The sequence below is a fragment of the Flavihumibacter fluminis genome (assembly GCF_021491375.1).
Taxonomy (GTDB): Bacteria; Bacteroidota; Bacteroidia; order Chitinophagales; family Chitinophagaceae; genus Flavihumibacter; species Flavihumibacter fluminis.
Genome location: NZ_JAKEVY010000001.1, coordinates 241,033 through 263,758, shown reverse-complemented (window position 1 = coordinate 263,758; position 22,726 = coordinate 241,033). Strand labels below are relative to the sequence as shown.

The following is a 22,726-nucleotide window of genomic DNA, read 5'->3' as shown; positions in this document are numbered from 1 at the left end:
TGCTGGTTCGCTAAGCAGAAAGATGCAGTTCTCTTAGTATGTAGCGTAAGACAGGGCCGTCCATGTGACAGTCCTGTTCTTTTTTTTAAGAACCTGATTGCAATTAGTTTCTTAAATTGAATGTATCATGAAAACCATTTTGAACCGACTGCTTTCATTTACCCTGCTGCTGGTTTTCACGCTTGCCGCGAATGCCCAGGATACCCGTTTCAAAGTGCTTCCCGCTGAACAAACCGGATTGAAGTTCAGCAATACCATCGTGGAAACGGAAGCGCTCAATGTACTCTCTTATGAATACTTTTTTAATGGAGGAGGTACTGCAGTAGGCGACATCAACAACGATGGATTGCCAGATCTTTTTTTTACCGCCAATATGGGTGATAATAAACTCTTTCTGAACCTGGGCAACCGGAAATTTAAAGACATCACCCAACAGGCTTCACCCCAGTTAAAAGGAAGGCAGGGTGGATGGAAAACCGGTGTTACCATGGCCGATGTTAATGGAGATGGCTGGCTGGATATTTATGTCTGTTATTCCGGCAAAGGCGAGGATGATATGCGCCGCAATCAGTTGTTCATTAATAATAAGAATTCCACTTTTACTGAGTCCGCTTCCGCATACGGACTGGATGATAAAAGTCTGAGTACACAAGCTGCATTTTTTGATTTTGACAACGATGGTGACCTCGATATGTTTCTGCTGAATCACAGCAACAAGAAGATTGATAATATGGAGCTGGCCAGGTATCGTAAAGATGTGGATGAACTGGCCGGTAGTAAACTCTATCGCAACGACAATAATAAATTCACCAATGTATCTGCCTCCTCCGGTATAAGACAGAATCCGCTTACTTATGGATTAGGTATTGTGGTGGCGGATATCAACCAGGATGGCTGGCAGGATGTATATGTTACCAACGACTACAATGAACCGGATTATTGTTATCTCAATAATAAAGATGGTACGTTTAAGGATGTAGCGGGAGACTGCTTTCGTCACCTTGCGCAATTCTCCATGGGCGCTGATATAGCTGACTTCAATAATGATGGCCTGCCCGACCTGATCAACCTGGATATGTTGCCGGAAGACAATAAGCGGCAGAAATTATTACAACTCCAGGAGAATTATGAATCCTTTGAACTTATGACAAGTCAGCAATTGCACAAGCAATACATGCGCAACATGCTGCAATTGAATAATGGAGATGGAACTTTTAGTGAAATTGCTCAATTCGCAGGAGTATCCAATACCGACTGGAGCTGGTGCCCGCTCTTTGCCGACTTTGATAATGATGGATACAAAGATCTTTTTATAACCAATGGATATCTGCGTGATTACACCAACAAAGATTTTCTTCGGTACTGGGGTGATTATAAAGTTAGAAAAGCCATTGACCGTGAGCCAGCAAAACTCATGGACCTGGTGCAGGCAATGCCTTCTACCAACCTGTATAATTACATGTTTCGGAATACCGGGAACCTCAGCTTCACCAATCAGAAAGAAGCCTGGGGCATCACCAGTTCGGGGATATCCAGCTCGGCAGTTTATGCGGATCTGGACTTGGATGGCGACCTCGACCTGGTAGTGAACCGTATCAACCAGGATGCCCTGGTATATGAAAATACATCCGATAAAAAAGGACCTGTAAATTACCTCAACATCCAGGTTCAGTATAAAGACAAAAATCTATTTGGAATAGGAACTAAAATTCTGGTGTATGCTAAAAATTCCAAACAGTATTTTGAAGTGAATCCTGCCCGTGGGTATCTGTCAAGTCTGCCTGCTAATCAGCATATCGGTTTAGGTACAGCTTCACAGGCGGATTCTGTTATCCTGATTTGGCCGGATCAAAAGCGACAGGCATTAACTGGTGTAAAAGCTGGTTATCATACCATTTCTTATGGAGCCAATACAATTCCGAATTCACCTGCTCCAACTTTTCAACCCCTCTTTAGTACGGTTTCTAAATCCTGGATTGCCTATCAGCATCAGCCCGTTGAAATCAATGATTTCAAAAGACAACTGCTGATGACGTTCATGTATTCGCAAACAGGGCCGGTTATCAAACAGGCGGATCTGAACAAGGACAATCGAATGGACCTGATACTTGCCGGAAATCCGAATGTGGGTCCGGATATCTATCTGCAGCAGGCGAATGGTCAATTTGAAAAAAGACAGGTATCACTTCCCGCTTCTGATTTCAACCGATTCATCAGCGATATGGAATTCGCAGATGTTAACGGCGACGGTCATGCGGATATGTATCTCGCCATGGGAGGCTATGCCTACCAGGAACCCGGTGATTCCAGTTTGCAGGATTTGCTTTATATCAATGATGGAAAAGGAAATTTCAACCTGGCTGCAACGGCATTGCCTGCTACCAATCGTTCTGCAAAATCAGTTGTAAAAGCGCAGGATGTTGATGCAGATGGAGATCTGGATTTTTTTGTAGGAGGTCGGATTGTACCGGGAGCCTATCCGGTGAACCCTGAATCGTATCTCTTAATCAACGATGGCAAAGGACAGTTTTCAAAAGCCAGTATTCCATTTGCTGAAATCGGCATGGTAACCGACGCTGCCTGGGCAGACCTGGACAAAAATGGTCGCAAGGAACTGGTATTGGTAGGAGAGTTTATGGGCATCCACGCATTTGAAAATGAAAATGGCAACTGGATTGATAAAACGGGTAAGCTGTTTCCTTCCGGCTTAAACGGACTCTGGTTTTCACTGGCCATCAGTGATGTGGATAAGGATGGATATGAGGATATCATTGCAGGTAATATTGGTACTAATACCCAATTGAAATTTGATCAAGCTCAGCCAATGGAACTCTACTATGCCGATTTTGATCAGAATGGTTCCATTGATCCTTTCCTGAATTTTTATATACAGGGGGTTTCTTATCCCTTTGTTAGCAGAGATGAACTGAACGATCAGATGTATAGCATGCGCAGAAAGTTTTCATCCTACAAAGATTATTCAACTGCAACCATGGAGGATATTATAAATCCGGATGAGTTGGCAAAAGCAGGTAAAAAAAACGCAACAGAAAGCAAGACATTGGTACTCTTAAACAAAAAAGGTCGCTTTGAAAAGCAGTACTTACCTGCGCAGGCTCAGTTTTCTATTATAACTGAAATTCTGACAGAAGATTTTAACAAAGATGGGCTTCCTGATTTGTTATTGCTGGGAAATAAATCAGACAACCGGTTGAAGATTGGAAGTATAGAAGCGAACTATGGGTGTTTGTTAGCTGGTGATGGGAAAGGGGGATTCAGGTATATTGCCCAACCTGAAACTGGATTGAAAATAAAAGGCGACTGTAAATCTGCACTGACCTTTCAAAAGGAGGGAAGTTCTTATCTGCTGATTGGATTAACAGGAATGCCCATACAAGTATTAAAGTATTGATCCGTATGCGCTGGATAATCATTTGTATTTTTCTCTTTACTGCCATAGAATCGAAATCGCAGGTAAAGGGTTTTGAGCAGGAATTGCAACCGGCTGTTTTTTCTCTGACCATGGTGATGATGCACGACGTAGTAAATCCGCCGGCTGCTGCGCGCTATTATACCTATTCAACATTGGGTGCTTATGATTTCATGGCGATGTTAAACAAGGAACTTCCACATCCGTCTACTTTATTCAGGCATTACCGTGAATTGGAGATCAATCCGGATGTGAAAAAGCTGGATGTTGGATTCACAGCCATTTATTCCATCTACGAAGCCGGAATAGAATTGTTGCCATCCGGATTTATGCTGGAAAAACAACAGGCAGCTTTCGAGGAAAAATACCGTAAAAAAGGAATAACAGCGGCAAAACTGGAGTATTCCAAAGAGATTGCAAGAAAATATGTAGCGCATGTACTGGCCTTTAGTAAAACCGATAATTACAACAAGCTCAGTGCGCGCATCCGGTATACGCCCTCCAAACAACCTGGTAGCTGGTATCCCACCCCTCCGGGTTATATTGAGGCAGTAGAACCGAACTGGAGAACCATTCGCCCCATGCTACTGGATTCAGGAGAACAATGCAAACCATTGCCACCGGTAGCATTCAGCCAGGAAAAAACAAGTGCCTTTCATCAACTGGCAATGGAAGTATACGAGGTTGCCAATGCAGCCAGCCAGGAGCAAAAGGAAATAGCAGCATTCTGGGATTGCAATCCCTTTGCTATTTCCAGTTCAGGTCATATGATGGTTGGATTTAAGAAAATTAGTCCCGGTGGCCACTGGATGAATATTGCCTCCATTGCCAGTACCAAAGCCCGACTGCCACTTGATAAATCCATTTATGTGCAGGCAATTACAGCTGCCACTTTAATGGATGGTTTCATCAGTTGCTGGGATGAGAAGTACCGGAGTAACCGAATCCGGCCTGAGACATTTATTAACCGGCAGATTGATTCCAAATGGATGCCCTTGTTGCAAACTCCTCCCTTTCCTGAATATACCAGTGGTCATAGTGTGATATCCGCAGCAGCAGCAGAAGTGCTGACGCATTTACTGGGTGATAATTTTGCGTACACGGATGACACCGAAATCATGTTTGAATTGCCGGCCCGTACCTTTAGCTCCTTCCGGCAGGCGGCACAGGAGGCTGCGATTTCCCGCCTGTATGGAGGAATTCATTTCCGGGATGCGATTGAAAATGGTGTAACTCAGGGAAAAGAAATAGGTGCCATCATCGTATCAAAATTAAAAGGCTCAGTTGTTGCCAGGGGACCCGTGAACAACAGGTAAAAGGATATTGGAAGCTTGCTCTCCATCATGGTGGATCCGGATGGTAGCTTTAATAAAGTCATTCGGTTTCGCTTCATAAATATTCATAAACTGCTGCGGATTGCGATCCATCAAAGGAAACCAGCTGCTTTGGATCTGGATCATTAGTTTATGTCCTTTTTTAAATGTATGCGCCACATCTGGTAACTCGAATTTTACCCGCTCTGGTTTATTTGGTTTAAAAGGAATGGGTACTTCAAAACTTTTACGGTATTTACCCCGCATGATTTCACCTCTTACCAATTGTTGAAAGCCACTTAATGCGGCAATGGTATCATCCGGAAATACATCAATAAGTTTCACAACAAAGTCTGCATCTGTACTGCTGATGGAAACCAGGAGATCGGCAATTACGGGTCCTGCCAGTGTCAGGTTGCTATCCAGTTCAGGTGTTCCAAAGCTTACCACATCAGGTCTGCGATCGGCAAAACGCTGGTCGTCGATCATATATTCTCTTGTTCTGTTGAAATGAACACCATCCGCATAGGGAACCGGTTTATTGGGATCGCTGATGTATTCTGTAGGCGCTTTTTTCCCAAATACCGGCATCCAATCGAGCCCTCCGTTGGGTTGTAAATAAAGGGGTGTGGGGTTCATTTGCCGGGGAGGCCATTGTTCCAGTTTTTTCCAGTTGTTTTCACCGGAGAAGAAGATGGTAGCTTCAGCCAGGTTGTCCAGGCTTCCTTTGCCTTTGAGGTGGTATTGAAAAAAGGGAAGTTCTATATGGTTCTGGTACCATTCAGAGGTTTTGCTGGCAAAGTGGATGGCTCCCAGTGAACTGCCATCACCCCTGGCCCACTGGCCGTGATACCAGGGGCCCATAACAATCTTATTATTGATACCCGGGTTTTGCTTCTCGATGGCTTTATACAGGTTCCAGGCGCCGTAACAATCTTCTGCATCGTACAAACCGCCAACTGTTAATACCGCAGGCTGGATGTTAAACATGGCTGTTCTGGCATCCCGCTCTTTCCAGAAGTTGTCATAATCGGGGTGCGCAAACAGGTCCTTCCAGAATTTGATTGAATCACCGGTAAGTTTTAAAAAATTGGATAGCGGTCCTATGGAAAGAAAGGTGGAATAATTATCCGTGCGAGGGATATTGAGTTTGTTAACGGGCGGAGTTTGCGTAGGTAACGGCCTGGGGTAACCGAATCCTCCTGAATAAAAAAGAAAGCCATCCATCAGGGCGAGTGCACCATTGTGATGGAAATCATCTCCCATGAACCAGTCGGTAACAGGCGCCTGTGGACTCACTGCCTTGAGTGCAGGGTGACCACTGGCTGCCGCCATGGTGGTATAGAATCCGGGATAGGAGATTCCCATCACGCCAACACGGCCATTGTTATTAGGCAGATTTTTTACCAGCCAGTCAATTGCATCATAGGCATCGCTGGCTTCATCCGTTTCACCGGTGGCGGATTTGTTCTTTTTGAAGGGACGCACATCTTCAAAATTTCCTTCACTCATCCAACGGCCACGCACATCCTGAAACACGATGATATAACCTTCGCGCATGTAATATTTAATATGTGTTTCCCAGAAGGCGCGCCAGTTTTCTGTTCCGTATGGGGCACAGGAATACGGCGTTCGGGTGAGCAGGATGGGATGTTTTTCAGTGCTGTCGGTAGGCATGTAAATGGACGTAAACAGGCGCACGCCATCCCGCATGGGGATATAATTTTCTATTTTATTATAATGGTCCCGGATCCAGGAGGAGTCCTGACTGAAAGGAGTTTGTGCGAAAGAAGATATAGAAACAAAAATCAATATCAGGACAGAATACAGCTGCTTCATATCAGAGCGTGATAATTAAAGAATAAATGTACAGAATTGGATAAGCATTTAACAGGTTAAATGTTTTACTTTGATTTCTAATCTGAATCGAATATGCTTGAAAGGAGACGTTTTTTACAGCATTCCATTCTGGGATCACTCGGAATTTTGGTAGGGAAACAAGGTTTTTCGGGTATTTCAGGAACCAATAAAGTAAGCAAGCCGGTTGTGATATCAACCTGGGCGCCCAATCAAAAAGCCAATGCTGCAGCCTGGAAGATACTCGCTGCTAATGGAAGAGCATTGGATGCGCTGGAGAAAGGAATTCATGTAACAGAAGCCGATCCAACCGACCAAAGTGTAGGTTATGGTGGTTTGCCAGACCGTGATGGTCGCGTTACCGTTGACAGTTGCGTGATGGATGAATTTGGTAATTGTGGAGCCGTGATGTGCCTGGAGCATATTTTACACCCCGTGTCTGTAGCCCGACTGGTAATGGAAAAAACACCCCATGTTCAGTTGGTTGGAGAAGGAGCTCTGAAATTCGCTTTATCAGAAGGATTTGAGAAAGTGAACCTGCTAACTCCGGAAGCAGAAAAAGCCTGGAAGAACTGGTTGAAAACATCCAAATACGATCCCATGATTACAGTGGAGCATTTGGAAGAAAGAAACCGTAAACAAAAAAAGCAGGTGCCTGGTCAGCAGGATAATCATGATACCATCGGTATGCTTGCATTGGATATGAAGGGCAATTTGAGTGGCGCCTGTTCCACCAGTGGTATGGCTTACAAAATGGCAGGCAGGGTAGGAGATTCACCTATTATTGGAGCCGGTTTGTTTGTAGACAATGAAGTGGGAGCAGCCACCGCAACCGGTGTGGGAGAAGAGATTGTGCGCATATGTGGTACGCATACCATTGTGGAAATGATGCGCAATGGTTTGTCGCCGGAAGAAGCCTGTAAAAAAGCAGTAGAGCGGATTGTAAAAAGAAACGGGATTGAAAAAGCCAAAAACCTTCAGGCCGGGTTTATTGCAGTTAATAAACAAGGAGAAGTGGGAGCCTATTCCGTAATCAAAGGGTTTAACTACGCGGTGCAGACTAACGAGGGTGCCTATACGAAAGATGCTAAATATCTGATCTGATGTCAATTTTACTGGAAGTCATAGCATTTGACATCAACAGTTGTAAACTGATTGAAGCCAATGGTGGTGGCCGGATTGAATTATGTGCCAATCCACCTGAAGGAGGAACAACCGTATCCTATGGCATGATGCGTGCGGCAAGGGAAGCAGTTCAGATCCCGGTATTTCCTATTATTCGTCCCAGGGGTGGAGATTTTTTATATACACCAGAGGAAATTGATGTAATGAAAAAAGACATCCAGCTGGCAAAAGAACTGGGCATGGATGGAGTGGTTTTTGGGTGTTTGAAGTCCGATGGCCGGGTAGATTATGAAACTACGGCCAAACTGGTAGAACTGGCCTATCCGATGGATGTTACTTTTCACCGGGCATTTGACCAGGTGCCCAATCAGCTGGAAGCATTGGAGGTAGTCATAGCCGCAGGTTGCCAGCGCATACTGACTTCCGGAGGGGCCAATACCGTAATGGAGGGATTGAGCTCCTTACTGGCCTGTATCAAGGAAGCGAAAGAAAGGATTATTATATTACCTGGCGCTGGCATCCGGTCGGGCAATATTGCGCAATTGCAGCAATTAACCGGACTTAGTGAATTCCATAGTTCTGCCCGCAAAATAACAACCGGCAACATGGAGTATAAAAATCCATCCTTAAGCGAAGGTGCTCAAACCTGGACAGTAGATCCGGACGAGATCAGGGAGTTGCTGCGCAATGTGAGAAGTGAGACGTGAAACGTCAGACGTCAGAAGTGAGATGTGAAAAGGGAGAAGAAAACCTGTCTCCAGTTTCCCTTCTCCCTTCTCCTTTCTTCTTCTCACGTCTGACGTCTGACATCTCACTATTTCACCACCGATATCTTCAGAATATTCGTTGGCAGGTGTTCTTTCACCGGCGTACTTCCCGTATTAACCACTACATCTCCAACCTGGACAAAGCCACGCTCTTTCAGGATTTCATGCTGATCTGAGTGGATATCATCCAGGCTTTCCTCTTCTTCATAGAAGAATGCACGAACGCCCCAGCTTAAACTCAACTGATTCACGAGGGAACGCTCTTTCGTGAAAATATAAAGGGGAGATTTTGGACGATAGCTGGACAACATAAAACCGGTATAACCACTCTGAGTCATGCCGATCAGTGCATGTGCATTTACATCTTTGGCGATTTTACAGGCATTGTAACAGATCGCATCACTCAGGAAAGAAGGAGAGTGGGGCTGTGGAGTCAGGTCTTCTTCGCGGTTGTAATAATAGGCTTTGGTTTCTATTTCGCGAATGATCTTACTCATGGTTTCAATAACCAATACCGGATACTGACCGGTTGCTGTTTCACCACTTAACATTACTGCATCTGCACCTTCCATTACTGCATTGGCCACATCGGTTACTTCAGAACGATTGGGCTTCACGCGATCGATCATGCTTTCCATCATCTGGGTCGCAACAATTACCGGCTTCGCACGGTGCATACATTTGCGGATGATATCTTTCTGAATCAGCGGAACCTGCTCCATGGGGATTTCAATACCCAGGTCGCCACGGGCAATCATAACACCATCACTCTCGAGGATCAGATCCCGCAGATTAGTGATGGCTTCCGGCATTTCAATTTTTGAAATCACCTTGGTCTTGCTCTGGTGACGATTCAGTATGGTTCTTAACTGGATCAGGTCTTCTACTCTCTTTACAAATGAAAGTGCTACCCAGTCAAGTTTTTGTTCAATTATAAAATCAAGATCAAGCAGGTCTTTTTCGGTTAAGGCTGGCAGTGAGATCTTGGTATCCGGAAGGTTGATTCCTTTCTTGGAAGATAATTTCCCGCCAACTGTTACTCTCACCTTTACATCATTGTCATCGGTGATTTCAGTAACCTCAACCTCAATTTTACCATCATCAATAAAGATCCTGTTTCCTACCACTACATCGGCATGCAGGTTAGGATAACTAACGTAGATCTTTTCCAGGGTGCCGACACATTTGGTATTGGTGAAAGTCAGGATATCTCCTTCATTTACCTGGATGCCATTGTTTTCAATTTCACCCACCCGTAATTTAGGACCCTGCAGGTCACCCAGGATAGCAATATTATAGGGTTCCGTGGAATTGATCTGGCGGATATGTTCAATGATCTTAGCTTTATCCTCATGTGATCCGTGAGAGAAATTCAGTCGGAAAACATTCACACCGGCACGAACCAGGGCAAGGAGTTTATCGTAAGTATCACAAGCCGGACCTACAGTGGCTACAATCTTGGTCCTTTTAAAAGCATGTTGCCTGCCTGCTTCTTTATCCATTTCCTGGTGCAGGTATTTAGAGGCGTGTTTTGACATATGTTAGATTTTCGTTGCTTGCTTTTTTGATTGGATCAGGAGGCGAGGATCTTCACGATCTTCATCCATTCCTCATTGATTTTTTGTTTTGCCTTCACTGCATTTTCAAGTGGGGTGTAATGCATTTTATTATTCTGGATGCCCACCATAACATTATTGCGACCGGTCATCAGGCTTTCCACCGCGTGGTATCCCATGCGACTGGCAATGAGTCGATCCAGGCAGGTAGGTGATCCGCCCCGCTGAATATGTCCGAGTATACAAACCCGGGTATCAATATGAGGTAATTTTGCTTTTACGTGTTTGGCAACTTCTTCCGCTCCCCCAAATTCATCTCCTTCTGCCACCACAATCAGGTTTACTAATTTTCTGCGTTTTTCTTTTTCCTGCAGACTCTTTACCACCTGGTCGATATCGGTTTTCTTTTCGGGGATCAGAATATGTTCGGCTCCGGTAGCAATGCCACTGTGAAGGGCGATATATCCGGCATCACGCCCCATCACCTCAATAATAAAGAGACGGTCATGCGCATCTGCCGTATCACGGATTTTGTCAATTGCTTCTACAGCTGTATTTACTGCAGTATCAAAACCGATCGTAAAATCAGTACCTGCAATATCTTTATCAATGGTGCCGGGTAAACCAATGCAGGGGATGTCAAATTCCTGGCTGAACTTCAGTGCGCCATTGAAACTGCCATCGCCCCCAATTACCACCAGGCCATCAATATTTCTTTTCTTCAGATTTTCATAAGCTTTCTTCCGGCCTTCGTATTCAAAAAATTCTTTACAACGGGCTGTTTTAAGAATGGTGCCACCCCGCTGAATGATATTGGCCACCGAACGTGATTCCATCTTGAAAATATCATCGTCTACCATGCCTGCATATCCTCTGATAATTCCATACATTTCCAAGCCATGATAAAGTCCGGTTCTGACTACTGCCCTTACCGCGGCATTCATACCGGGAGAATCGCCACCGGAAGTCAGTACTCCTATTTTTTTAACCTTGCTGTCACTCATCGAATTAAATTAAGGTAGTTTGGTTTTACATATGCTAAATTACATGACAAGCTTTCCTATTTTTAGGCAGTCGTTTGATAAGGCGCGCCAAAAATAAGGATTTGCCTTGATTATGTAGTCACTACATACCCTTACAACCACCACTTAACATTGAAAATCAATAAACAATTCACATATGTGGAATAAATATCTGTGTTTGGTCATACTTACAAATGTTAGTATTGGAGCTACTGCACAATTATCCTATCCAACTACCCGAAAAGTTGATACCGTAGACAATTACCATGGAACCCAGGTAGCGGATCCGTATCGCTGGCTCGAAGATGATAACAGTGCCGAAACCAAGGCCTGGGTGGAGGCGCAAAACAAAGTCAGTTTTGGTTACCTGTCAACGATTCCTTTCCGGGAACAATGGAAAAACCGGATGCTGGAAGTGAGTAATTATGCAAAATATTCTGCGCCGGGTAAAAAAGGCGAGTACTACTATTATTATAAAAACGATGGACTCCAAAATCAATCTGCTTTATATCGTACCAGGGGCCTCAAGGGAAAGGAGGAACTGGTATTGGATCCGAACCGGTTTTCTACAGACGGCACTACCCGAATGGCCAATTTTTCACTTTCAAATGATGGAAAATATGCTGTTGTAGCACTTTCCCTCGGGGGATCAGACTGGCAGACCTACCTCGTCCGGGATATGCAAACCAACCAGTTTTTAAAGGATACCATTTCCTGGGTGAAAGTATCCGGCATTGCCTGGCAGGGGGATGGGTTTTATTACAGTCGCTATCCGGCACCTGAAAAAGGGAAGGAATTGTCTACCAAAAATGAAAATCACCAGGTTTTTTATCATCGGATCGGCACCCCGCAATCCAGTGATGAACTCATTTATGAGGATCCTGCCAATCCACAGCGTTTTCACACCCTTAGAACCAGTAAAGATGAACGATTCAGCATTCTATCGATTAGTGACCGGGGCAAGGGCTTTATGGGCAATGCTCTATGGATCCGGGATACAAAAAGCGGTTCTAAAACCTGGATTCCACTGGTTAAGGAAGTAGGTAACACCAATTATGAATTCATTGATAATGTGGGCGACCGGATCCTGGTTTCTACGGATGATGGGGCACCCAACTACCGGATTATTGAAATGCTACTAAAAAATGGGACCGTTTCCAGTACCCGGACCCTGGTTCCGGAAGCAAAGTTTCCCATCAGAAGCAGTTCAACAGCAGGTGGTTCCATCTTTATAAACTACCTGGAAAATGTTAGCAGCCATGTTTACCAGTACGATCTCAACGGAAAACGAATCCGCGAGATTAAGCTTCCGGGCATTGGCAATGCCAGTGGTTTCAGTACCGAAAAAAAGGGTGATGAAATCTTCTACACGTTTAGTTCCTATACCTATCCGCCTACTATATTTCAACTGGATCCTGTTTCAGGAAAAAGCACCGTATTCCGGGCACCAGTAATTCCGGGTTACCAGGCTGATTTATTTGAAACGAAACAGGTTTTTTATACCAGTAAAGATGGCACCCAGGTGCCGATGTTCATCACGCATAAGAAAGGATTGGCGCTTAACGGAAATAACCCAACCATACTCTATGGTTATGGCGGATTTAATATCAGTCTGACTCCTTCCTTCAGTGCTGTGAATCTGACCTGGCTCGAGCAGGGCGGCATTTATGTAGTAGCCAATTTGAGAGGAGGATCGGAGTTCGGTGAAACCTGGCATAAGGATGGCATGCTGGATAAAAAACAGCATGTCTTTGATGATTTTATCGCGGCAGCAGAACACCTCATAAAAAACAAATATACCTCGCCTGCTTATCTGGCTATCCAGGGTGGATCCAATGGCGGATTACTGGTAGGGGCAGTAATAAATCAGCGTCCTGAACTATTCAAGGTAGCTATCCCGCAGGTAGGTGTGATGGACATGTTACGCTATCAGAAATTCACCATCGGCTGGAACTGGATTGCGGAATATGGCTCCAGTGAAAAACCGGATCAGTTTGGGTTTTTATACAAGTATTCTCCTTTGCATAATATCAGTAGGGATTTGAAGTATCCATCCACACTGATTACCACTGCTGATCATGACGATCGGGTAGTGCCGGCTCATTCCTTTAAATATGCTGCTGCCTTGCAGTCGGCCTATAAAGGAACAAACCCTGTAATCATCCGGATTGACACAAAATCTGGTCACGGTGCAAGCAATCTTACCAAATCCATTGAACTCTCGGCCGATATTTTTTCTTTTATTTACCATGAAATGGGAATAAGACCCAAACAAATCAGCAAATAGCATGGAAAAAATACTGGTAACAGGTGCCAATGGGTTTGTAGGACAGGAATTAGTGCAGGTATTGACGCAAAGGGGGCATAGTGTAATAGCTACCGGCAAGGGCCCCACTAGATTGGCAGTAGAAACAAACGGAGTACGATATGTTGCTGCTGATATCACGCATCCTTTTGAATTACAGGCCATCATTGAATCAGAAAAACCGACCGCTATTGTTCATTGCGCTGCCATGTCGCAGGTGGATGAATGTGAACAGAAACAAAAAGAAGCGCACAATATCAATGTGGAAGCTACAGCCCGATTGGTATTGGATGCAGAAGAACACAATTGTTTTTTCCTGTTTGTATCAACTGATTTCGTTTTTGATGGAGAGAAAGGGATGTATACCGAAGAAGATGATTTGAACCCGATCAGCTGGTATGGTCAAACGAAGCTGGAAGCAGAGGCGATTGTACAAACAGCAGAAGTTCCCTGGGCGATTGTCAGAACCTGCCTGGTGTATGGAAATGCGTATAGTCATGGCCGTTCGACAATCTTCAGCTGGCTTCGGGATAACCTGAAAGCCGGTAGACATTGCAAAGTAGTAGACGACCAGTTTCGTACGCCCACTTATGTGAATGACCTGGCAATAGGAATCGCATTGGTATTGGAGCAACGAAAAACAGGCATCTGGCATATCTCCGGTGAAGAAGTATTCACGCCGTATCGAATGGGACTGGCAATTGCAGAAATGGGAGGCTGGGATGCCGGACTGATGGAAAGAGTTACCGCTGCGAGTTTTACACAGCCAGGAAAACGTCCGGCTAAAACCGGATTCGATATACAAAAAGCAAAAAAGGAACTGGGTTATCAACCCCGTTCCTTTTCGCAGGTAGCAGCTCAGTTATTAGCTGGCTGATTCCGGTAAAAATATTTCCGCCATCATACAACGGGCACTGCCACCACCATTGGTTTCGATGGTGCGTAAATCCGAGTGCAGAATGGGATTGAAAGATTCCAGTTGACTGATCTGTTCGGGTGTCAGCGAATGATATGCCTGCGAACTCATCACGAGGAAGGTTTGTCCAGCTGCATTGCGCACCTGGAGCATATTCCCGGCAAAGGAATTCATCTGATCAAGTGTGATGTTAATCAGCTGTTTGCCCGTATTCCGAATGGCATCTTCAACCAGTTGTTTTTCATTTGCATCAGGAATCGAGTCCATACAAATAACAGCATAACGATCTGCAATGCACATCATCACATTGGTATGATAAATTTCCTGGCCGTTTTTGTCAACCGACCTGAAACAAACCGCTGTATAACCCAGTTTTTCAGCAAAGTCTTCTACCAGCTTTTTTTCTGTACGGGGTGATAAACAGGCGTAGGTAATTTTATTTTCCCTGTCGAGTACCATACTGCCAGTGCCTTCAAGGAAACGATTTTCTTTTTCCGCTTCCGTTAAATCAATGATCGTTGAATGTGAGAAGCGCTTAAAGATCGTCGTTAGTACCCCCGGTTTTCTTTCCGCACGTCTGTTAGGGGCAAACATGGGATAGAGAACCACCCGGCCATCTTCATGGAAACTGACCCAGTTGTTGGGGAAAATGGAATCAGGGGTATAGGGTTCCGGGCTATCATTAATCACCGTAACATCAATTCCGTTTTGCTGAAGCAAGCCCACAAAACGATCAAATTCCTGTTGCGCTTTTTCCTGTGCCTGCTCGGCCGCGCCAGCCACCTGGAAGGCATTATTGACCGCCGTTTCAGCATTGAAGCTGAAATTGACAGGCCGTATCATCATGATATGATTGGTAGTCTGCATAGAATGATTGGTTTAATTAATACGCTTCCCGCAACAAGGGCATACTCATACAATGGAAACCGCCTCTTGCCCTCGACAATTCTGCTGAGGGCATCAGGATAATGCAATTCTCCAGTGATTCTGGGGATTTGGTACCATTTTCAAAATCTTCCAATAATTCCTTCACATGCAATACACTGAACCCGGCTTTCTGGAAGGCAATAGAAGTTTTATCGTTGCGGTCATACCCTAATACAACACCTTCTTTCAGTGCGAGTACGTTACAGGAGTCTGTCCATTGTTCGCGGGCATCAAAAGGGAATTCATTGTTACCGGAATAGATAAAGCGAACTTTTTCATCACAGTCCAGATCGTTCCGGCTGATATCAGTTAAGAGATCTTCCAGGTTATCGAAATAAACGGGGTTGTCCAGGTCCTTTTTACGGAACTGAATCACCTGGATTTTATTATCGGTTTTTTTCCCTTCGAGAATCCGCTGTACAATATCAGCATCTTCTTTTTTAATAGCTTTTTTGGAGAAGCTGCCCAGCATCACCCATACATTACGCTTCACCTGGGTGAAAACTGTATCAATATGCATATAGTCCCGTTTCTTAGGGATTTTTACAATGGATACTTTTTTCACTACGTTTTTCTCAAACAAGGCGTGAACAGCCTGGTGAGCGGCTTCCAGACTGGTTCTTTCAGAAACACCAATCAGAACATGGTCTTTGCTCACCACCATAACATCTCCACCTTCAAGGGTAACCTTTTTATCATCCCCCTCTTTTGGAAGCAGGAAGTGCTGATGCGTATCCGGCAATTCAATGATGTTATCCCGGAGGTCAGCAAACAACGGATGATGGAAAAAGATATACCGAACCAGCAATGCTTCCCGGGTACGGGCTTTTTTGGCCGGTTTATTCAAAAGGATGTGATTGTTAATAGTGATCCCGATATCCCGCGTAAAAATAAAGTTGGGAATGGGAGGGAAGAGCATAGTCTGATCGTTGGCAGTACCACTGATGAAGATTTTGGCAAGATCAGTCGGACTGTATTCCTGCAGTTCCATTTGTTTGGCATGAGAGCAACCCTCAATGGCACAAACAGAGGCAACCAGTTTGAGGCGGATATCGCGATCGTACAGGATTTCTTCCAGTAACCACTGAAGTTCAATCACTTTGTCGGAGCGATGGAAATCAGGATGACCGGGTTTATAAAAATTCCGGGTATTTTGGGGATCATCAATCTCCGCAATTCTTCCTTTTACCTTTTGAGGATCAAGGAAATAGAGCAGGATTTTGGTATAATAATCATATTCGCCCCGGCGGATGGTCTCCAGGTGCACAATGTCTTCAAAAAGCCAGTCCTGGGCTTTGGAGGGAACCACTTTTCCCAGGCCGCTATCCGGACTGTGTACCAACAAACGTTTTAATGTACCAATTTCACTGGTTACATTGGCAAATGCAATGTCTTTAGGCATAAATAGTTTAATTAATTACGAAATCAAAACAGCAAAAAGAGGCGCTAATCCGGTATGTAATAATTTACCGGTAATACCATTGAGGCAAAGGATGGTATGGCTGCTTTGCGAAACATGAATGCCAAAAGTAATGAAATTAAAACTAATTCTTATTCATGGATAGCGATCAGCGGAACATGGGTATGGTAGAGTAGTTTCCGGGTATGACTGGGTTTGAATAAGGAGGAAAGGAAGCTGTGCTTTCTGGGAACCGTAATGATGACATCGATTTTTTTATCCTCCACAAAAGTTTGAACGGCATCCAGGAAATCGTTGATCCGGACAAAATAATAATCGGGATTAAATCCATCCAGGATTGACTCCATATTGGCACGTTCAGCTTTGTATTCTTCGGTCAGTTCCACATAATGATCTGCATCTACATTCACTACATGCAGATTCGCATTGAAAATGGATAATACTGAGCGGAGTGCTTTAATGGGGGTAGTTTGTTTTACATTTTTCATATCCGTGGCAAACAGGATATTTTTGACCGGATTAAAGCTTGCCTGCGGGGGTACAATCAGCACAGGGCAAACTGCAGCATGCGCCATGTTCAGGGCGTTGGTACCCATCAGGAGTTGTTCAATGCGGGAGGCGCCTGTGAGTCCCATTACCACCAGGTCGGCACCATTATGGCGAACATAGCGCGCCAGGTTCTCAGTCAGGGATTCTCCTTCTTCTGCCACTACTTCAATAGGGGAACTGTGCGCGAGTTCACTGATCAGGTTGTTCATGGCGATCTCAGCTATGTCTTTCCGGGTGGTATTGGAAAGGTCCAGGGGGGTGCCATCGGATCCGGCAGCAATTTTTCCGAAAACATGGTAAAGAACCAGCTTCACATCAGGGGTTTCATTGGCAAGGGCAACCGCATAACGGGCTGCATTTTTGGAAGTTTCGGAAAAATCGATGGGTAACAACCAGGTTTTCATGCGTAATAGTTTGTCTAAATATATATAAAATGTCAGCATAAAGCACCCATAATTGTACCTTTGCGCCCGTTATGAAATATCAGACCGAGATTGAGAGAAGGAGAACCTTCGCCATTATATCACACCCGGATGCCGGTAAAACTACCCTGACAGAGAAACTGCTGTTATTTGGTGGTGCAATCCAGACTGCAGGAGCGGTTAAGAGCAATAAGATCAAAAAACATGCGACCTCCGACTTCATGGAAATCGAACGTCAGAGAGGTATCTCGGTGGCCACTTCGGTTATGACCTTTGAATACAAAGGCATCCTGATCAACCTGCTGGATACTCCCGGCCACAAGGATTTCGCGGAAGATACCTATCGTACGCTGACAGCCGTGGACAGTGTTATCCTGGTGGTGGATAGCGTGAATGGGGTGGAAGACCAGACCCGCCGGCTGATGGAAGTCTGCAGAATGCGGGATACTCCTGTTATTGTGTTCATCAATAAAATGGACCGGGATGGTAAAAACCGGTTTGAACTGCTGGAAGAAATCGAAAAAGAATTATCCATTCATCTTCATCCCATGACCTGGCCCATCAATAGTGGGAAGGATTTCAAAGGAGTATACAACCTGGCAGAAAAAAATCTTCGCTTATTCACTGCCAATACAAGGGCGGATGAGAGTGATATTGTACAGATCAGTGATCTTGCTGATCCGGTCTTGGATGAAAAATTAGGTGAACGCGATGCTGCTACCCTCCGGGAAGATGTGGAACTGGTGGATGGTGTACATGGAGAACTGGTAGTGGAGGATTATCTGCAGGGGAAAGTAGCTCCCGTATTTTTCGGAAGTGCTGTAAATAATTTCGGGGTGAAAGAAATGCTGGATACGTTTATCCGGATTGCGCCCATCCCGCGCGACAGGGAAACCACCAAGCGGCCTGTGGCTGTTGACGAGGATAAATTCAGTGGGTTTATTTTTAAGATTCATGCCAACCTGGACCCCAAGCACCGCGACCGGATCGCCTTTTTAAGAGTTTGCTCCGGCAAGTTTGAACGCAATAAATATTTCCATCACGTTCGGCTGGATAAGGATGTACGCTTTAATAACCCGTACAGTTTTTTGGCGCGCAGCAAAGATGTAATTGAAGAAGCCTATCCAGGTGATGTGGTAGGTTTATTTGATACCGGCAACTTTAAAATTGGTGATACCCTAACCGAAGGAGAAGAATTTTATTTTACCGGGATTCCCTCCTTTTCTCCTGAAATCTTCAAGGAAGTAATCAATAAGGATCCGATGAAGACCAAACAGCTGGAGAAAGGGCTGCTGCAATTGACGGATGAAGGGGTGGCGCAACTGTTTACCCAGTTCGGTGGCAATAAGAAGATCATTGGATGTGTGGGAGAACTGCAGTTTGAAGTAATTCAATACCGGTTGTTACAGGAATATGGCGCATCGGTTGAATTCCGCGCCCAGCCTTATTATAAAGCCTGCTGGATAACCAGTAAGAATCCGGAAAAACTGAAAGAATTCACGCGCTTTAAATCAGCCAATATAGCTGAGGATAAAGATGGACACTTGGTTTATTTAGCGCAGAGTGAATGGTTCCTGAATACAGAACGAACCAATAATCCGGATATCGAATTTCATTTCACATCCGAAATCCATAAAACAGATTAAAGGCAACGCCCGTCTACTTAGTAGTCGGGCGTTTTTCCTGTATAGTTGGAAGGCGTAATCGCCAGTAATTCCTTTTTCAGTTCTGAGCTTATTTTCAGGCTTCTGATAAAACTGTGAATCGCTTTTTTGTCAATAGCCGCCTTACCTCTAGTGAGCTCTTTCAATGCTTCGTATGGGTTGGGATAATTTTCCCTGCGCAGAATGGTTTGAATAGCTTCAGCAACTACCGCCCAGTTGGCTTCGAGATCGTCCTGTATTTTCTTTTCATTCAGTACCAGTTTGCCCAATCCTTTTTCAATGGATCGGATAGCAAGTATGATATGAGCAAAAGGAACACCGATATTTCTCAAAACAGTTGAATCGGTCAGGTCGCGCTGCAAGCGGCTTATAGGAAGTTTGCCAGCTAAGTGCTCCAATATTGCGGAAGCCATACCCAGATTACCTTCTGCATTTTCAAAGTCGATTGGGTTTACTTTATGTGGCATTGCGGAAGAACCGATTTCTCCTTTTTTGGTTTTCTGTTTGAAATAATCCATGGAGATATAGGTCCAGATATCGCGACAAAGATCAATCAAAATGGTATTGATGCGTTTGAGTGCATCAAAATGAGCTGCGAGGTTGTCATAATGCTCAATTTGGGTGGTGAATTGCTGACGCTGTAATCCCAAAGATTCCACAAACTGGTTACCCAGCTGCAGCCAGTTTTTCTTCGGGTAGGCGATGTAGTGAGCATTGAAGTTTCCGGTAGCTCCACCAAATTTTGCAGAATAGGGAACCTGCACCAGCAGTTCCACCTGGTTTTTGAGTCGCTCTACAAAAACCATGATTTCCTTACCTAATTTGGTAGGACTGGCAGGCTGTCCGTGTGTACGCGCCAGCAGGGAAATGTCTTTCCATTCGGTTGCTAGGGAGTGCAGGTTATTGGTCAGATTGAGCAGAGCAGGCAAGTATTCAAATTCCATTGCCTGCTTCCAGCTGAGAGGAATAGAAGTATTATTGATATCCTGTGAAGTGAGTCCGAAGTGAACCCATTCTTTCAGGTCCTGCAGTTGCAGGGTTTCCAATTTTGATTTGATGAAATATTCAACCGCTTTTACATCGTGGTTGGTGATTTTTTCTGTTTCCTTGATAGTAGCAGCATCTTCCAGGCTGAAATTTTCAGCAATGGCTTTTACACCGGCTCTTGCTTTAGCAGGCAATTTGAAAAGGCGGGCATCTGCCAGGAAGAGAAAGTATTCGATTTCAATCCAGACCCTGTATTTGATCAGGGCATATTCAGAAAAATATTCATCTAATTGCTGTAACTGATTGCGATAGCGACCATCAATAGGGGAGATGGCAGTGAGTGATTGAAGTTCCATGGTTGTTTATCTTGGCCATTCCAAACTGGAATTAGCAGTACATTTGCGAAATTAAATCAAAGCGAGTGGACAGAAAAATCAGAGTGGGAGCGGTACAATACCTGAATACAAAGCCCTTGATTTATGGCCTGCAGCAAGGAATGATGCAGGAGGAGCTGGACCTGGTAATGGATTATCCGGCCAATGTTGCAAAAATGCTGATTGAAGATCAGGTTGATATCGGACTCGTGCCTGTTGCAACCATTCCAAAATTGAAAGAATTCCATATCGTATGTGATTACGGAATCGCCTGTGATGGGGAAGTGGCATCGGTAGGTTTGTTTTCAGATGTTCCTATGGAGGAAATCTCAACTGTGTTACTGGATTATCAAAGCAGGACATCCGTAAGACTGGCGCGTATACTGATGAAAGAGTTTTGGAAAATTGATCCTGAAATAATTGATACCCGGGATGATTTTCGCGGGCAGATCAAAGGAACCACTGCCGGAATTGTAATAGGAGACAGGGCATTGGAGCAAAGAAAAGATTCTGCCTATGTATTTGATCTTGGGCAGGCCTGGAAAGAAATGACCGGTTTACCCTTTGTATTTGCCGCCTGGATAGCAAATAAAAAAATAGCACCTGAGTTTATAAAGGGATTCAATGAAGCCAACCGGTATGGGTTAGATAGATTGGAAGAAGTGGTAGAGAAATATCCTTATAAGACATATGACTTATTTACTTACTATAAAGAAAATATTGACTACAAACTGGATTCAAAGAAGATGGAGGGACTGGAACTGTATCTAAAATACCTGCGGCAATTTGGATTGTAATCTTTTTTTTCTATTTTGTCCGGAAATTCTCTTTTAATGAAAAAAATTTTCGGAACCTTATCCACTTTCTTAACATTCCTTGTATTAACTAGTTATCAAGTTACAACTACATCCTGCTCAAAAGAAACCGAAATAATACGGGATACCGTAACAGTTACGGACACTTTAAGAGATACTGTTATTGTTAGAGATACCATCCTTTCTGAACTGGAAAAAATCAGGAGGACGATTAATGAAGGCTTATGGGCATACTTCCCAGTCAATGGATCCACATTTGATTCAAGCGGAAATGGTAGACAACTAAACCTGATGAATGGAGCTGCTTTGTCGCATGATAGATGGGGCGTAACTGGAGGAGCAATTAATTTTGATGGAATTAATGGTTACGCAACCATCCCTGAAGGAGAGCAGTTCAACAGTCAGAATTTCTCTGTTTCTTTTTATGTTCTAACCAAAGATTATAAAGGTTTGATGTTTGGTAAACAGGATTATGCCACAGCTAATGGAGCAACTTTCAATGTAGGTTATGATGCTGTAATTGACGGTGATAAAATGCGCTTTTCAGTTACTCAGAATCAGGCAGACATATGTAATGCAGAGCCATCAGGAAGCTTTAAGGCCAAGCAGAATGGAGTCCTGAATTATTATCAGTGGTACCATATTGGAATTACTCATGAAAATAAGAAGATGAAACTTTATATAAATGGTGTTGTGGTAGATTCCATTACACATACAGCTCAAAATCTTAATTTCTGCAATAATGGAGAGTTTATACTTGGCTCCTGGTGGAATGGTGACAAGCAATCATTTAATGGTAAAATGGATAATATTCGGATTTATTCAAGAGTGCTTAGCGCTAAGGAAATGAATTACCTGAGTAGTTGTGATAAATCTCCAACTTATGTTGAGAAGACCAAAACCGACCTTCTGACATCAAAAACCTGGATTTACAACGAATACTATGATCAGGTTGGTAGCCAATTCGCAAGACTACTGTATAAAAGAGGTATGGCAAATAATGCCCTCAACCTGTCGGGTGATTACATAAATTTCAGAAGTAATGGAACATTCTCAAGAGTTGACTTGAATGGGATTACACAAACAGGTACCTGGAGCTTTATAGAAAATGAAACAAAAGTGAGATCTGTTGAAAATGGTCAGGTACATGCATCGACCATTATTACGCTTACTGAAGATCAATACGTTTTCTATGATATACCATATGGTACATATGGTGAGATGATACCCAAAAACTAAGCTGGTACTCATATAATTTCAAAAACTCCGGTAGCTCA

16 protein-coding genes are annotated in these 22,726 nt (G+C 44.0%); 9 read left to right on the top strand and 7 right to left on the bottom strand.

Annotation, left to right across the window (positions count from 1 at the left end):
- Nucleotides 1-127: 127 nt before the first annotated feature.
- Together L0U88_RS01140 and L0U88_RS01135 are read left to right on the top strand one after the other, a co-directional pair.
- Nucleotides 128-3,412, top strand: coding sequence for a VCBS repeat-containing protein (locus L0U88_RS01140; protein ID WP_234863716.1), 3,285 nt, complete (start codon nt 128-130; stop codon nt 3,410-3,412).
- A 5-nt stretch (nt 3,413-3,417) separates the two neighbouring features.
- Nucleotides 3,418-4,746 (top strand): vanadium-dependent haloperoxidase, encoded by a 1,329-nt coding sequence (locus tag L0U88_RS01135; protein WP_234863714.1) that lies wholly within the window; start codon nt 3,418-3,420, stop codon nt 4,744-4,746.
- Here the strand turns inward: L0U88_RS01135 and L0U88_RS01130 are convergent.
- Nucleotides 4,711-6,582, bottom strand: coding sequence for a CocE/NonD family hydrolase (locus L0U88_RS01130; RefSeq protein WP_234863712.1), 1,872 nt, complete (start codon nt 6,580-6,582; stop codon nt 4,711-4,713). The genes L0U88_RS01135 and L0U88_RS01130 overlap by 36 nt on opposite strands.
- Nucleotides 6,583-6,675: 93 nt before the next feature.
- On the opposite strand from L0U88_RS01130, the gene L0U88_RS01125 reads away from it, so the two are divergent.
- The gene (locus L0U88_RS01125) at nt 6,676-7,704 is read left to right on the top strand and encodes a glycosylasparaginase (protein WP_234863710.1); all 1,029 of its coding nucleotides are present in this window, start codon (nt 6,676-6,678) and stop codon (nt 7,702-7,704) included.
- Nucleotides 7,704-8,432 carry a copper homeostasis protein CutC gene (locus tag L0U88_RS01120; RefSeq protein WP_234863708.1) on the top strand — a complete coding sequence of 243 codons (729 nt, stop codon included), beginning with the start codon at nt 7,704-7,706 and terminating at the stop codon, nt 8,430-8,432. The genes L0U88_RS01125 and L0U88_RS01120 overlap by 1 nt, the downstream gene beginning before the upstream one ends.
- Before the next feature lie 107 nt (nt 8,433-8,539).
- Here L0U88_RS01120 and pyk read toward each other — a convergent pair whose 3' ends face one another.
- Together pyk and pfkA are read right to left on the bottom strand one after the other, a co-directional pair.
- The gene (gene pyk, locus L0U88_RS01115; RefSeq protein ID WP_234863706.1) at nt 8,540-10,030 is read right to left on the bottom strand and encodes a pyruvate kinase; all 1,491 of its coding nucleotides are present in this window, start codon (nt 10,028-10,030) and stop codon (nt 8,540-8,542) included.
- Nucleotides 10,031-10,065: 35 nt separating this feature from the next.
- Nucleotides 10,066-11,052, bottom strand: coding sequence for a 6-phosphofructokinase (gene pfkA / locus L0U88_RS01110; protein WP_234863703.1), 987 nt, complete (start codon nt 11,050-11,052; stop codon nt 10,066-10,068).
- A 196-nt stretch (nt 11,053-11,248) separates the two neighbouring features.
- On the opposite strand from pfkA, the gene L0U88_RS01105 reads away from it, so the two are divergent.
- Nucleotides 11,249-13,357, top strand: a complete 2,109-nt coding sequence (locus L0U88_RS01105; RefSeq protein ID WP_234863700.1) for a prolyl oligopeptidase family serine peptidase — start codon at nt 11,249-11,251, stop codon at nt 13,355-13,357.
- A 1-nt stretch (nt 13,358) separates the two neighbouring features.
- Nucleotides 13,359-14,252: an SDR family oxidoreductase gene (locus L0U88_RS01100; protein WP_234863698.1), complete on the top strand. Its 894-nt coding sequence runs from the start codon at nt 13,359-13,361 to the stop codon at nt 14,250-14,252.
- On the opposite strand, the gene ctlX is transcribed toward L0U88_RS01100, so the two are convergent.
- From ctlX to L0U88_RS01085, 3 genes are all read right to left on the bottom strand, one after another.
- Entirely contained in the window at nt 14,241-15,158 is a 918-nt protein-coding gene (gene ctlX, locus L0U88_RS01095) for a citrulline utilization hydrolase CtlX (RefSeq protein WP_234863695.1), read from the bottom strand. The two genes, L0U88_RS01100 and ctlX, sit on opposite strands and share 12 nt — an antisense overlap.
- Nucleotides 15,159-15,174: 16 nt before the next feature.
- Nucleotides 15,175-16,620, bottom strand: a complete 1,446-nt coding sequence (locus L0U88_RS01090) for an arginine deiminase family protein (RefSeq protein ID WP_234863692.1) — start codon at nt 16,618-16,620, stop codon at nt 15,175-15,177.
- Between the two features lie 149 nt (nt 16,621-16,769).
- Nucleotides 16,770-17,591: a universal stress protein gene (locus L0U88_RS01085; RefSeq protein WP_234863688.1), complete on the bottom strand. Its 822-nt coding sequence runs from the start codon at nt 17,589-17,591 to the stop codon at nt 16,770-16,772.
- Between the two features lie 71 nt (nt 17,592-17,662).
- On the opposite strand from L0U88_RS01085, the gene L0U88_RS01080 reads away from it, so the two are divergent.
- Complete coding sequence (locus L0U88_RS01080; protein WP_234863685.1) at nt 17,663-19,255, top strand: peptide chain release factor 3; 1,593 nt, start codon at nt 17,663-17,665, stop codon at nt 19,253-19,255.
- A gap of 17 nt (nt 19,256-19,272) precedes the next feature.
- Here L0U88_RS01080 and purB read toward each other — a convergent pair whose 3' ends face one another.
- Nucleotides 19,273-20,616, bottom strand: coding sequence for an adenylosuccinate lyase (gene purB / locus L0U88_RS01075; protein ID WP_234863683.1), 1,344 nt, complete (start codon nt 20,614-20,616; stop codon nt 19,273-19,275).
- A 65-nt stretch (nt 20,617-20,681) separates the two neighbouring features.
- On the opposite strand from purB, the gene L0U88_RS01070 reads away from it, so the two are divergent.
- The gene (locus tag L0U88_RS01070) at nt 20,682-21,431 is read left to right on the top strand and encodes a menaquinone biosynthetic enzyme MqnA/MqnD family protein (protein ID WP_234863680.1); all 750 of its coding nucleotides are present in this window, start codon (nt 20,682-20,684) and stop codon (nt 21,429-21,431) included.
- Between the two features lie 36 nt (nt 21,432-21,467).
- Nucleotides 21,468-22,688, top strand: a complete 1,221-nt coding sequence (locus L0U88_RS01065) for a LamG domain-containing protein (RefSeq protein ID WP_234863679.1) — start codon at nt 21,468-21,470, stop codon at nt 22,686-22,688.
- The last annotated feature ends 38 nt before the right edge of the window (nt 22,689-22,726 follow it).